11 protein-coding genes are annotated in these 12,919 nt (G+C 72.7%); 10 read left to right on the forward strand and 1 reads right to left on the reverse strand.

Going from position 1 to position 12,919, the window contains the following annotated elements; genetic code table 11:
* The first annotated feature begins 1 nt into the window (after position 1).
* The 10 genes from ACFYO9_RS22440 (at position 2) to ACFYO9_RS22485 (ending at position 11,207) form a co-directional block, all read left to right on the forward strand.
* The gene (locus tag ACFYO9_RS22440; RefSeq protein ID WP_355807629.1) at positions 2-241 is read left to right on the forward strand and encodes an acyl carrier protein; all 240 of its coding nucleotides are present in this window, start codon (positions 2-4) and stop codon (positions 239-241) included.
* Positions 238-1,785 (forward strand): AMP-binding protein, encoded by a 1,548-nt coding sequence (locus ACFYO9_RS22445; protein ID WP_358774893.1) that lies wholly within the window; start codon positions 238-240, stop codon positions 1,783-1,785. Before ACFYO9_RS22440 ends, ACFYO9_RS22445 begins: the two co-directional genes overlap by 4 nt.
* On the forward strand, positions 1,769-2,857 hold the full coding sequence (locus tag ACFYO9_RS22450) for a MupA/Atu3671 family FMN-dependent luciferase-like monooxygenase (protein WP_355807625.1): 1,089 nt from the start codon (positions 1,769-1,771) through the stop codon (positions 2,855-2,857). Before ACFYO9_RS22445 ends, ACFYO9_RS22450 begins: the two co-directional genes overlap by 17 nt.
* Positions 2,850-3,704 (forward strand): hypothetical protein, encoded by an 855-nt coding sequence (locus ACFYO9_RS22455; RefSeq protein ID WP_355807623.1) that lies wholly within the window; start codon positions 2,850-2,852, stop codon positions 3,702-3,704. The genes ACFYO9_RS22450 and ACFYO9_RS22455 overlap by 8 nt, the downstream gene beginning before the upstream one ends.
* Positions 3,701-5,488: a non-ribosomal peptide synthetase gene (locus tag ACFYO9_RS22460; RefSeq protein ID WP_358774891.1), complete on the forward strand. Its 1,788-nt coding sequence runs from the start codon at positions 3,701-3,703 to the stop codon at positions 5,486-5,488. Before ACFYO9_RS22455 ends, ACFYO9_RS22460 begins: the two co-directional genes overlap by 4 nt.
* A complete protein-coding gene (locus tag ACFYO9_RS22465) occupies positions 5,478-6,788 on the forward strand; it encodes a condensation domain-containing protein (RefSeq protein ID WP_358710673.1) in 1,311 nt (436 codons plus the stop codon). The genes ACFYO9_RS22460 and ACFYO9_RS22465 overlap by 11 nt, the downstream gene beginning before the upstream one ends.
* Positions 6,785-8,068, forward strand: a complete 1,284-nt coding sequence (locus ACFYO9_RS22470; RefSeq protein WP_358710675.1) for an MFS transporter — start codon at positions 6,785-6,787, stop codon at positions 8,066-8,068. The genes ACFYO9_RS22465 and ACFYO9_RS22470 overlap by 4 nt, the downstream gene beginning before the upstream one ends.
* 238 nt (positions 8,069-8,306) lie before the next feature.
* Positions 8,307-10,016 carry a 2-isopropylmalate synthase gene (leuA, locus tag ACFYO9_RS22475; RefSeq protein ID WP_358774889.1) on the forward strand — a complete coding sequence of 570 codons (1,710 nt, stop codon included), beginning with the start codon at positions 8,307-8,309 and terminating at the stop codon, positions 10,014-10,016.
* 85 nt (positions 10,017-10,101) lie between these two features.
* Positions 10,102-10,872, forward strand: a complete 771-nt coding sequence (locus ACFYO9_RS22480; RefSeq protein ID WP_355807613.1) for an alpha/beta fold hydrolase — start codon at positions 10,102-10,104, stop codon at positions 10,870-10,872.
* On the forward strand, positions 10,869-11,207 hold the full coding sequence (locus tag ACFYO9_RS22485; RefSeq protein WP_358710679.1) for an NIPSNAP family protein: 339 nt from the start codon (positions 10,869-10,871) through the stop codon (positions 11,205-11,207). Before ACFYO9_RS22480 ends, ACFYO9_RS22485 begins: the two co-directional genes overlap by 4 nt.
* 121 nt (positions 11,208-11,328) lie before the next feature.
* Here ACFYO9_RS22485 and ACFYO9_RS22490 read toward each other — a convergent pair whose 3' ends face one another.
* Positions 11,329-12,678, reverse strand: a complete 1,350-nt coding sequence (locus tag ACFYO9_RS22490) for a helix-turn-helix domain-containing protein (RefSeq protein WP_358774887.1) — start codon at positions 12,676-12,678, stop codon at positions 11,329-11,331.
* Positions 12,679-12,919 lie beyond the last annotated feature (241 nt).

The raw sequence follows: 12,919 nt of genomic DNA on the forward strand, positions 1-12,919 counted from the left end.
CGTGAGCGACGCGGACGAGCTGATCGGCCCGGTGCGGACGGCCTGGGCCGAGACCCTGGGCTACGACGAGACCGAGATACCCCTGGACGTCGGCTTCTTCGACGCCGGCGGCAACTCGCTGCTGCTGCTCCTGCTCTGGGAGCAGCTGAACGAGCTCACGCCGGGCGAGCTGCGCGCCACCGACCTCTTCCAGCATCCGACCGTGCGGCGGCAGGCGGAGTTCCTGCGGAGCGGCGCATGACCCGCAGCCTGTACGAGGTGTTCGCGGCCACCGCCGCACGGCTGCCGGACGCCCCCGCGGTCGAGTTCCCGGACAGCGGTACGGGGGAGAGCGGTACGGGGGAGAGCGGTACGGCAGACGGTGGCGCGGCAGGCGGCGCGGTGACCTACCGCGAGCTGCTGCGGGGCGCCGAGGCTCTCGCGGAGAAGATCGCGGCCGCGCACGGCACGGTGGAGCGCGTCGGCCTGCTCGCCGCCCGCAGCCTCGTCGCGTACACGGGCTACCTCGCGGCGCTGCGGCTCGGCGCCGCGGTCGTACCCCTGGGCCCGGACTATCCGGCTCCGCGGAATCAGGGCATCTGCGAGACGGCCGGCGTCGACGTGGTCGTGGCGGAGGCGGCCGCCGTCGCACGTGGCGGGACCGAGTGGGCGGGCGAGCGCCCCGTACTGCTCCTCGACGACGACGGGGTCCGGGCGGCGGCGCCGGAGGGGCGGCTCACGCCGTACGCGCCGGATCCGGACCGTCCCGCGTATCTGCTCTTCACCTCCGGCACGACCGGCCGGCCCAAGGGCATCCCGATCCGGCACCGCCAGGTGCTGCCGTTCCTGGCCCACAACATCGCGCGGTACGGGGTCGGCCCGGGCTGTCGCATGTCGCACACCTTCGAGCTGACCTTCGACCTGTCGGTGTACGACCTGTTCGTCACCTGGGGCGGCGGGGCGACGCTCGTGGTGCCGTCACGGGCCGAGCTGTTCGCCCCGGTCGACTACCTGAGCGGCCGGGGGCTGACCCACTGGTTCTCGGTACCCTCGGCCGTCTCGGTGAGCGCGGGATTCGGGCAGCTCGCCGCGGGACGCCCCGCGGCCCTGCGCCACAGCGTCTTCTGCGGCGAACAGCTCACCCTGGACCAGGCGCGGGCCTGGCACGCCGTGGCGCCGGACGCCACCCTCGACAACCTCTACGGGCCGACCGAACTCACCGTCGCCTGCGCCGAGTTCCGGTTGCCGGCAGACCCCGCGCGGTGGCCGGTGACCTCCAACGGCACCGTGCCCATCGGCCGGATCTACCCGGGCCTGGAGCACCGGGTCGTCCCGGAGACGGGCGAGCTGTGGGTGCGCGGGCCCCAGCGGTTCGACGGCTATCTGGACCCGGGCGACGACGAGGGCCGGTTCACGGCCGACGGGTACTTCCGCACCGGCGACCGTGTCCGGGTCGAGGACGGGCAGCTGGTCCACCGGGGCCGGCTCGACGACCAGGTGAAGATCCGCGGCTACCGGGTCGAGCCCAGCGAGGTGGAGGCCGCGCTGCGGCGCCTCGACGCGGTGACGGAGGCCGTGGTGCTCGGCATCGGCCGGGACGGCGTCACCGATCTGGTGGCCTGCTACACCGGGCGCGCCACCGGGCGGATGGAGCTGATCCGCGCGCTGCGCGCGACGCTGCCGATCCACCTGGTGCCGCGCCGCTTCGAACATCTCGACTCCCTGCCCCGCAACGCCAACGGCAAGGTGGACCGCGGCGCGCTCCGCCGCATCGTCAGTGAGGTCAACGATGGCGCACTCGCCTGAACCCCCCGCCCCGGCCCGGACCCCGGCCGCGCAACGGCCCGGCATGGACTTCAGCCTCTTCTACTTCGCCAGCGACAGCGAGGAGTTCGCCGGGCCCCGGTACCAACTCCTGCTCGACGGCGCCCGGTTCGCGGACGCCCACGGCCTCGCCGCCGTATGGACGCCGGAGCGGCACTTCCACCCCTTCGGCGGCCTGTACCCGAACCCGGCCGTCACCGGGGCGGCCGTCGCCGCCGTCACCGAGCGCGTGGCGATCCGGGCGGGCAGCGTCGTGGCGCCCCTGCACCACCCGCTGCGCATCGCCGAGGAGTGGTCCGTCGTCGACAACCTCTCCGGCGGCCGCGTCGGGATCTCCTTCGCGTCCGGCTGGCACGCCGCCGACTTCGCGCTGCGCCCGGAGGCGTACGCGGACCGCCGCCGGCTGATGGCCGACCAGGTGCGCCAGGTCCAGGAGCTCTGGCGGGGTGCCCCGCTCGCCTTCCCGGACGGGGCGGGTACCGAGCGCGAGGTGTCCGTCCACCCCCGGCCCGTACAGCCGGAACTGCCGACCTGGATCACCAGCTCGGGCAGCGTGGAGACCTTCCGGGCCGCCGGGGCCATGGGCGCGGGCGTCCTGACCCATCTGCTCGGCCAGGACCTGGACGACCTCGCGCACAAGATCGCCGAGTACCGCGCGGCGGGCGGCCGGCACGTGGTCCTGATGGTGCACACCTATCTGGACGACGACGCGGACCACGTACGGGAGTTGGTGCGCGAACCGCTCCTGCGCTATCTGCGCGGCTCGCTCGGGCTGCTCCTCGGCTCGGGGTTCGACGGCAGGCGCCGCATCGACCCCGCCAAACTGCACGAGGCCGACGTGGAGTTCATCGTGCAGCGCTCCTTCGACCGTTACGTCGACGACTGCGGGCTGCTCGGCTCGCCGGAGACCGCGGCGCGCGCGGTGGAGCGGCTGCGCGGGATCGGCGTGGACGAGATCGCCTGCCTGATCGACTTCGGACTGCCGCCCGGGACCGTCATGAAGGGCCTGGAACGGATCGCCGACCTGAACGCGGCGGAGCACTCCCATGGCTGAGCGGACCGGCACGACCGTCGACAGCCCCGCCTTCGCGCGGGCCGTCGCCCGGCTGCGGGTGCCCGGCATGGGCACCGAGGCCGTCGCCCCCTTCCTGGCCGGGCTGATCCGGATGACGCGGCCCCGCCGGGTCCTCGAGGTCGGCTCCGGCTACACCACCCCGTTCCTCGCGGCCGCCCTGGCCGACGCCCAGGAGCAGGCCGCCGAGGAGTCACGGCAGCTCGCCGCCAAGACCCGCCCGTATCTGCGCGCCGGCACCCCGCTGGACGACGACTGGCTGCGCGCGGAGCCCGCGCTCGCCGCCCCCGCCGCCTACCTGGAGCCGTACCGGCCGCGGTTCGTGGCCGTGGACGACCGGTCGATCCCGGAGTCGTCGGCCGGGCAGGTCGAGGACGTCCTCGACGAGCTGGGGCTCACCGGCCGGGTCACCTTCGTGGACGCGGCGCTGCGCGAGGCCGACGCCGCGCTGCCCGAGGACTTCGCGCCCATCGACTTCGCCTGGGTCGACGCGTGGGACTGCCTGTACTTCCTCGACCACTTCCTGGACCGGGTCAACCCGGCCGGCGGTGTGGTGGTCCTGCACTACCTGATGACCTACCCGGAGGGCGAGGCGATCCTGCGCTATCTGGCCGGACTGCAACGGGCCAGGCCCGGCGAGCTGGAGGTCCTCAACCTCCTCGAAGCGCACAAGCTCCGGCAGAACAGCGTCACGATGATCCGCAGGACCGCCGTCGCCTCGCCCCGCCTCGCCGGTCCCGGCGGCCGCATCCGGTACGACGACGAGCTGCGCGAACGCGCCACCACCCACGCCGAGTCCCTCGACAGCGAACTGGAGAAGAGCAAGTGAGCATCCTGCGCGGGGCCGTGACCCCCTACCCGGCCGACACGTCCATACCCGCGGCCTTCGCCGCACAGGTCAAGGCGGGACCGGACGCGCCCGCCGTCGTGGACGGCGCCCACACCCTCTCGTACGCGGAACTCGACGCCCGCTCCGACCGGCTCGCGGGGCTGCTGCGTGAGCGGGGCGTGCGGGACGGGTCCCGGGTGGGCGTGCTCCTGGAGCGCGGCCACGAACTGGTCACCGCGGTGCTCGCCATCGTCAAGGCGGGCGGCGCCTATGTGCCGATCAACCCGGAGTACCCGGCGGAGCGCAAGGAGTACATGCTGGCGACCGCGGAGGCGGCCGTGACGGTCACCGCCGAGGAGCTGCGCGAGGCCGGGCTCCGGCAGGACCCGGCCGGTCTGCCGCAGGCCGCGACCGGGCCCCGCGACCCCGCGTTCATCCTGTTCACCTCGGGATCCACCGGCCGCCCCAAGGGCGTCGTCATCGAGCACCGCTCGGTGCTGCGGCTCGTCCGCGACACCGACTACCTGGAGTTCGGCCCCCACCAGCGCATCGCCCAGGTGTCCAACTCCTCCTTCGACGTCTTCACCTTCGAGGTGTGGGGGGCGCTCCTGAACGGCGGCACGGTCGTCGTGATCCCCACCGCGACGGTCCTCTCGCCCCTCGCGCTGGCCGCGGCGCTCACGGAGCACCGGATCACCACCATGTTCCTGACCTCCGCGCTCTTCACCACCGTGATGGCCGACCGGCCGGACACCTTCGCCGGGCTGCACACCCTGATGGTCGGCGGCGACGCGCTGAGCGTCACCGCCGTGCGCCGCCTGCTCGCCGCTGACCCCGCCGTACGCCCCGCCCGCCTGGTGAACGGCTACGGCCCGGCCGAGGCCACCACCTACGCGGTCTGCGGCGAGCTGACCGAACTCCCCGAGGACGCCCGCTCGGTGCCGATCGGCCTGCCCATCGCGAACACCGACTGCTATGTGCTCGGCGAGGACCGGGAGCCGGTCGCCGCCGGGGAGACGGGCGAGCTGTACATCGGCGGCCCGGGCGTGGCTCAGGGGTACGCGGGACGGCCCGACCTGACCGAGGAGCGCTTCCTGCCGGACCCGTACGCGAAGGAGCCCGGCGCCCGGATGTACCGCACGGGGGACCTGGTGAAGGTCCTGCCGGACGGGCGGCTCGACTACCTGGGGCGGATCGACGACCAGGTGAAGATCCGCGGCTTCCGGGTCGAGCCGGGCGAGGTGGAGGCGGTCCTCGGCCAGCACCCGGAGGTCCGCGAGGTCGCCGTGGTCGCCGACCGCTCCTCGGGCGAGGCGCGGCTCGTGGCCCATGTGTCCCCCGCCGAGCCCGGCCGGACGCCCACCGGCCTGCGGGAGTTCCTGGCCGCGACGCTGCCGGAGTGGATGATCCCGTCCGCCTTCGCGGTGGTGCCCGCGCTGCCGCTGACGACGACCGGCAAGGTGGACCGGGCGGCGCTGCCGCCGGTGCCGGTGGACGGCGAGGACACGGCCGCGGTGGCCCCCCGCACCGACCTGGAGCGGGAGCTCGCCGCGATCGCCGCCGAGCTGATCGGCCTGCCCTCGGTCGGCGTCACCGACGACTTCTTCGCGCTCGGCGGCCACTCGCTGCTCGCGATGCGGCTGCTGTCCCGCGTCAACGCCCGCTTCGGGGTGCGGGTGGAGCTGGGCGCGTACGTCTACGACCCGACGATCGAGCGGCTCGCCGCCGAGGTGTCCGCCGGGCTGTCCGGCGCGGCGCCCGCCGAGGTGTCCCGTGACCGGTGACCCCCCGGTCTCGTACGCGCAGAAGCGGCTGTGGATCCTCGACCGGCTCCACCCGGACAGCCCGGCCTACTCCGTCCCCGTCGTCCACCGCATCGACGGGGAGCCGGACGCCCCGGCCCTCGAAGCGGCCCTGACCGAGCTGGTCCGACGGCACGAGGTGCTGCGGACCGGCTACCGGATGTCCCGCGGCACCGTGCGCCAGGTCATCGGGCCCGCGGAGCCGGTACGCCTGCCGCGCGTCGACCTGACCGGGCACGAGGACCCGGCGGGCGAGGCGGAGCGGCTCGCCGCCGCCGAGGCGCGGCGGCCGTTCGACCTGGCGGCCGGTGAGGTGCTGCGGCCGCTGCTCCTCACCGTCGCGCCCGACCGGCACGTGCTCTGCCTGACGCTCCACCACATCGCGTGCGACGGCTGGTCGCTCACCGTCCTGGAGAGCGAACTCTCGCTCCTGTACGAGGCGTTCGCGGCGGGACGCGTCCCCGAACCGCCCGAGCTCACCGAGCAGTACGCGGACTTCGCCCGGTGGCAGGCGGACCAGGTCGAGGGGACCGCCCTGGACCGGGCGCGGGAGCACTGGACCAAGCACCTGGCCGGCCTGCCGCCGCTGGCGAGCATCCCGGCCGACCACCCGCGCCCCGCGGTGTGGAGCTTCGCGGGCGCCCACGTGCCGGTGACGATCGGGCCCGGGACCGTCGCCGGGGCGGGCCTGCTGGCACGGGCCTGCGGCACCACGCCGTACGTCGTGATGCTGGCCGCGTTCGTCGCGCTGGTACGGGAGGAGAGCGGCGCCCCGGAGGTCGTCGTCGGCGCGCCCGTGGCGCTGCGGAGCCGGGAGAGCCAGTTCGCGCTGATCGGCATGTACGGCAACACGGTCGTGCAGCGGTTCGACGTGCCGGACGGGACGAGCTTCCGCGACCTGGTGCTGCGGGCCCGCGACGAGAGCCGGGCGGCCCTGGCCCACCAGGCGATGCCGTTCGAACTCCTGGTGGAGGAGCTGAACCCGGAGCGGGACCCCGGCGCCAATCCGCTGTTCCAGCTGATGTTCAGCCTCCAGCGGGTGGCCGCGCCCGGACTGCGGCTGAAAGGCTGCCGGGTGACCAGGGAGTTCGGCGACACCCGGACCGCCAAGGTCGACCTGTCCCTCTCGCTCGTCCAGGACGGCGCGGACTGCCGGGGACGCCTGGAGTACAGCGCGGACCTCTTCCAGGAGACCACCGCGCGGCGGCTCGCCGCGCGGTACACCACCCTGCTCGCCGCCGCCGTCGCCGAGCCCCTACGACCCATCGGACTGATGCCGTGACCGAGGCCGAGCCCGCCGCCGACACCGCACGCCCCTCCCTGCTGCGCCACCGCGACTTCATGCTGCTGTGGGGCGGCCAGACGGTCAGCGAAGTCGGCTCGATGATCACACCGTTCGTGCTGCCGTTCCTCGCCATCACCGCGCTCGACGCCTCCAACTTCGAGGTCGGCCTGCTCACCGCGCTCGGCACACTGGCCTTCCTGCTCGTCGCGCTGCCGGCCGGCGTGATCGTGGACCGGGTCGCCAGGCACCGGCTGATGATGTGGTGCGACCTGGTGCGCGCGGCGGTCGTCGCGACGGTGCCGGTGGCCTGGTACCTGGACACGCTCACGCTGACGCACCTGTGCGTGGTGGCGCTCGTCACGGGCTCCCTGACGGTGTTCTTCGACGTCGCGTACCAGAGCTATGTGCCGGCGCTCGTCACCAAGGAACAGCTGATCGACGCCAACGGCAAGCTGGGCACCACCAGTTCGGCCGCCGCCACGCTCGGGCCCACGGTGGCGGGCGTGCTCGTCGCGGCCATCGGCGGGGCCAGGGCGCTGGTCGCCGACGCGCTGTCGTTCCTCGTGTCCGCCGTCTCGTTGTTCCTGATCAGGACCCCGGAGCCGAAGCCGGCCCGCCCGGACGGTCCCCGGACGACCTTCCGCGAGCAGATGAGCGAAGGCCTCGGCTTCGTGGTCCGGCACCCGGTGCTGCGCCGCATCGTCGCCTGCACCGCCACGGTGAACCTCTTCTCCCACATGGCCTCGGCGATGGAGATCCCCTTCCTCGTGCGCGAGCTGGGACTCTCCTCCAGCCAGGCCGGTCTGCTGCTCGCCCTCGGACCCGTCGGCGGCGTCCTCGGCGGACTGCTCGCGGGCCGCCTCGCCCGAAGGGTCGGCTCCGCCCGGATCATCTGGCTGGCGCCGCTCGCCTGCGGCGTCCCCTCCTACCTCGTACCGCTGGCGTACAACGGCTGGCGGGTCGTCTTCTTCGGGATCGGCTGGTTCGCCTTCACCTTCGGCGCCATCGTCTACAACACCGCGCAGGTCACCTACCGGCAGCAGCTCTGCCCGCCGGAGCTGCTCGGCCGGATGAACGCCGCCGTGCGGTGGATCGTCTGGGGGACCATCCCGCTGGGCGCGCTCGTCGGAGGCGCGCTCGCGACCTGGATCGGGCTGCGCCCCACCCTGTGGGTCGGCGTCGTCGGCGCGAGCCTCGGCGGCCTCTGGGTACTCTTCTCGCCGCTGCGCCGCCTGCGCGACGTGCCGCCGGACCACACCGCGGCCGCCGTCTCCTGATGCCCGAGGCCTCTCGCGGGGCCCAACCGGCGGCCACGGCAGGGAAGTCGCCGCCCGGTCGCCCCTGGTGCTGCCGATCCCGGGGCCCCGGCCCTTTTAAGGTCGAGCTTCGTCGTGCATGGCGAGCAACTCGCGACACACACCAGGCCGGGCGCCCGCGACGCGCCCCAGGCCGGCATCCCGGGCGACACCCCTCAATGCACAGACATTTCTTTCCGATTCGGGCAGAGGACCGACAATGTCAAGCACACTTGCAGGACGGCCCGCCACCGAGGCCGCCACCTCCCTGACCGGCACCGTGCAGCAGCCCAGCGGCATGCCGGTGCACCGCTACAAGCCCTTCGGCGCCCCGGACCTGCCGGACCGCCGGTGGCCGACGCGCAAACTCCGCACGGCGCCCCTGTGGTGCTCGGTGGACCTCCGCGACGGCAACCAGGCTCTGCCCGAGCCCATGAACCTGGCGCGCAAGCACCGGCTGTTCCGGCAGCTCGTCGCCATGGGCTACAAGGAGATCGAGGTCGGCTTCCCGTCGGCGAGCCAGGTCGACTTCGACTTCGTGCGCGAGCTGATCGAGCAGGACCTGATCCCCGACGACGTGACGATCCAGGTCATCGTGCAGGCACGGACCGAACTGATCGAGCGCACCTTCGAGTCGGTACGGGGCGCCCCGCGCGCCATCGTCCACCTGTACAACTCGGTCTCGCCGCTGCAGCGCCAGGTGGTGTTCGGCGCGGACCGCGAGGGGATCCTCGACCTGACGGTGCAGGCGGTCAGGCTCATCACCAAGCTCGCCCAGCAACACATCGGCGGAGAGCTCCTGTTCGAGTACTCGCCGGAGTCGTTCACCGCGACCGAGGCCGACTACGCGCTGGAGATCTGCGAGGCCGTGATGGACGTCTGGCAGCCCGCCAAGGGCCGCCCGATCATCATCAACCTGCCGGCGACCGTCGAGTGCACCCTGCCCAACGAGTTCGCCGACCAGGTCGAGTGGATGGACCGCAACCTGAGCCGCCGCGAGCACATCAGCCTCTCCGTGCACCCGCACAACGACCGCGGCACCGGGGTCGCCGCCGCCGAACTCGCGCTCCTCGCCGGGGCCGACCGGGTCGAGGGCTGCCTGTTCGGCAACGGCGAGCGCACCGGCAACGTGGACCTGCTGACCCTCGGCCTGAACCTCTTCTCGCAGGGCGTCGACCCGATGATCGACTTCTCTGACGTCGAGACGATCCGGCGGGTCGCCGAGGAGTGCACGCAGCTGCCGGTCCACCCCCGCCACCCGTACGCGGGCGACCTGGTGTACACGGCCTTCTCCGGGTCCCACCAGGACGCGATCAAGAAGGGGTTCGACTGGATGGAGCAGGCGGCGCGGCGCGCCGGCACGCCCGTCGGCGAGGTCCCGTGGGGCGTTCCCTACCTGCCGATCGACCCGAAGGACGCGGGCCGCTCCTACGAGGCGATCATTCGCGTCAACAGCCAGTCGGGCAAGGGCGGGGTCGCGTACCTGCTCAAGACGGAGCGCGGCTTCGACCTGCCGCGCCGCCTCCAGGTGGAGTTCTCCCGCCTGGTCCAGAGCTACAGCGAGGCCAGCGCAGCCGAGGTCGGGTCGGCGCAGGTGTGGGAGCTGTTCACCCGGGAGTTCCTGACGGAGGGCGCCCGGCTGCGGGTGACCGGGGCGGCGGCCGGCGTGGTCGAGGTGGAGCTGGACGGAGCGGCCCGCACCTTCCGTGCCGACTGCGGTGAGACGTTCGCCGAGGCGCTGCGGGGCGCGGGGACGGACGTGGTGGCGCGGTCCCTCAGCGTCCAGCCCGCCGCCGACGACTCCTCGGTGGTCGTCTACGCCGAGTGCGAGATCGGCGGCGAGAGCGTCTGGGGCGTCGGCCGCCACGCCGACGAGGCCGGGGCGGCCGTGCGCGCCGTCGCCTCCGCGGTCAACCGGGCGTCCCTCTGACAGCGCGGGGGCCCCGGTCTCGACCGGGGCGCCCCGCCATGGCACCGTCGAGGTGGACGGGCCCCATGAGATAGGCGAAACAACGATGTTCAGAGATCTCCGGAAGCGTCCCGCGACGTCGTCCGACGGGACGGCCGAGGAACTGACCTGCTACTTCCTTCATCACGCCGGCGGTTCCGCGGTCGGCTTCATGCCGCTGGCCCGGGCCTTCCCGCCCGGCTGGCGGCTGCGCGCCGTCGACCTGCCGGCCCGCGGCACGGCCTCCGACCAGACGCATTGCCAGGACGCGGCGGAAGCCGTCAAGCTGCTCGCGCCCGCCATCCTGGACGAAGTCAGCGGCCCCTACGCGGTGTTCGGGCACAGCATGGGCGCCCTGATCGGGTACGAACTCATCCGTGAACTGGAGCGCTCCGCCCAACCACCCGTCTGGTTCGGGGTGTCGGCGATGCCGGCGCCCCAACTGGCCAGCGAGTACTTCTCGGAGCGGCGCGACCTGTGGCCGTCGGAGCGCCTGCTCGACTTCATGCGGCGGCTGGGCGGCACCCCCGAGGAGATGCTGGACGACCCCGACATGGCGGACTGGATGGTCGGCATCCTGCGCGGCGACCTCCACCTGGTGGACACCTACGAGTACGCGGCGGGGCCGCCCGTCTCGGTGCCGATGTCGGTCTTCATGGGGGTGGAGGACGAGCTGAACAAGCCCGAGCTGATCGACGACTGGCAGTCGTACTGCACCCGGCCCGTACGCTTTCGCACGCTGCCCGGCGGGCACTTCTATCTGTTCGAGCAGGCGGAGAGCCTGGCCCGGTACATGGCCGAGGACATCGACAAGGTCAAGGAGACCGCACAGACGTGATCACCGTGCACCTGAAGTACGAGATCGACACCGACAAGCTGGAGGACTTCGAGGAGTACGGCCGTCGGTGGGTGCGGCTCGTCAACCGCCTCGGCGGCGTCCACCACGGCTACTTCCTGCCGAGCGAGGGGGACAGCGACATCGCCTACGCGCTCTTCTCGTTCCCGAGCCTCGCCGCGTACGAGGTGTACCGCAACGCCAGCTTCGAGGACCCGGAGTGCCGGGCGGCCTTCGAACTGGCCCGCGCCACCGGCTGCGTCAAGCGCTACGAGCGCCGCTTCCTGCGGCCGCTGGACGACGCGACTCCGGCGGAGGCCGGCCCCACCGTCGACTGAGGAATCTCCGCACTCGACCCCCGAGAGTCATAAGACCCGAAGAACCACAGGAGCCCGTGTCCGGGCCTCGTCGTCCGCCCCGTGAGGGGGACGAACGGAGGCCCGGACACGGGCTCCCTGTTCATGCGGTGGACGCGGCCACCACGGCGGGGACCGTCGGCGCGGTCCGCTCGGCCAGCAGCGGGCGGACCATGTTGAGGACGGTGAACCTGGGGGTGCCGCCGGCGTCCCAGCCGGACGGGCGCACCAGGCCCCGGGTGCACAGCAGATGGATCGCGCTGAGCGCCGAGTCCCCGACGTGCCCCAGGCAGGCGAAGGCCTGGGCCATGGTCCAGGGATGCGGCTGGGTGGCGAGCCGGTGCAGGATGTCGGCGTCCCGCGGGTCGAGCGCGTTGACGGAACGCTCCAGCGCCGACCGCAGATCGCCCGAGTCGTTGCCGGGCGAGGTGGCGAGCTTGAACGGATCGCGCCGCGCCAGGTCCAGGAGCTGGGCCGGCTCGTACAGGAGCAGCCAGGCGGCGGCGGCCTCGATCGCCTGCGGGATGCCGTCGAGGCTGTGGCAGATGCCGGCCAGGGCGGCCGCGGTGCGGCTGTCGGCCAGCGCCTCGCGCTCCAGGGAGCTGCGGCGCGAGAGCATCAGCTGCAGGGCGGGGCTGACGGCCGAGGTCGGTTCACGTCCCGCGATGCTGACCGGCCGTTCCGACACGGCCAGCGGGAAGACGGGATGATCGGTGCCCGCGCCCCACTGCGAGCCCTCCCGGGCCTCGCACAGGACGTGCAGCCCCCGGCACTGCTCCAGGAGACGGCGCAGCGCCGCCTCCGGGCCGGGGCCCACGGTCACGTCGTGCAGCACGAGCAGCACGTCGTTGGTGCCGAAGGCCGTTGCCAGATAGTCGAGTTCGGGGTCGCCGCCGAGCAGGGCGGTGATGCGGTCCCGCACGGGATCCGCGGGCTTGCCCGCCGGTCCCGCGTCGGGTTCGACCCAGACCACCGGCATCTGGGCGGAGGCGTGCATGGCCCCGGCGACCTCCTGGATGAGCCGGGACTTGCCGACACCGGCCATGCCGACCACACGGATCAGCCGGTGTCCGCCGAGCTCGATGAGGTCGGTGAGGGCCTCGATGTCGCGCTCGCGGCCGATGATCGGTCCGAGCGCGGCGGGCGGCGGGGCCAGGGAGTCCAGCATCCCGCGAGGGAACGGCCCCGCGGCCGCTTCCTCGACTCTGGCCCGCTGGGCGCCGGTCAGCCGCAGGCCGTCGAGCAGCAGCCTGAGGGTTTCCCTGCGCGGGTTCTGGGTGAGATCGAGTTCGAGATCGCGAATCGCCCGGACGCTCACGGACGACAGGTCGGCGAGCTGACTCTGGGTGACGCCGATGCGCCTGCGTGCTGCTTTGAGTACAGACCCGAGACTCGGCGACGCCTGCTGGTCCACCGCTCTCGTGCACTCGTCGTGGTTCTGTGACGAATTCAAAGGTCCTCGCTGGTGTGTCCCTTGCCATTGAAGGCAAAACCATCGCGAATGCGCACTCCGTCGCATTTTCCCCCGAAAGGCGACGTCTTTGCCTCTGTCTGCGAGGCGGCAGGTCACTGAGGTCGCCCAACTTACCGGCGGCCACCTGGCTTTATCAACACCCTGGACAACGGTCGTCGCTCTGCGTACTGTCGTGCCAGCGGGGCAACACCTTGCCTGGTATCTCGAAGCGCGATCACTT

Source organism: Streptomyces sp. NPDC005863, from assembly GCF_042871345.1.
Taxonomy (GTDB): Bacteria; Actinomycetota; Actinomycetes; order Streptomycetales; family Streptomycetaceae; genus Streptomyces.

What these genes read in the sequence shown, in the direction of transcription:
- ACFYO9_RS22450 (WP_355807625.1), top strand. Translation starts at nt 1,769, where the DNA reads ATGGCGCACTCGCCTGAACCCCCCGCCCCGGCCCGGACCCCGGCCGCG.
- ACFYO9_RS22455 (WP_355807623.1), top strand. Translation starts at nt 2,850, where the DNA reads ATGGCTGAGCGGACCGGCACGACCGTCGACAGCCCCGCCTTCGCGCGG.
- ACFYO9_RS22480 (WP_355807613.1), top strand. Translation starts at nt 10,102, where the DNA reads ATGTTCAGAGATCTCCGGAAGCGTCCCGCGACGTCGTCCGACGGGACG.
- leuA (WP_358774889.1), top strand. Translation starts at nt 8,307, where the DNA reads ATGTCAAGCACACTTGCAGGACGGCCCGCCACCGAGGCCGCCACCTCC.
- ACFYO9_RS22445 (WP_358774893.1), top strand. Translation starts at nt 238, where the DNA reads ATGACCCGCAGCCTGTACGAGGTGTTCGCGGCCACCGCCGCACGGCTG.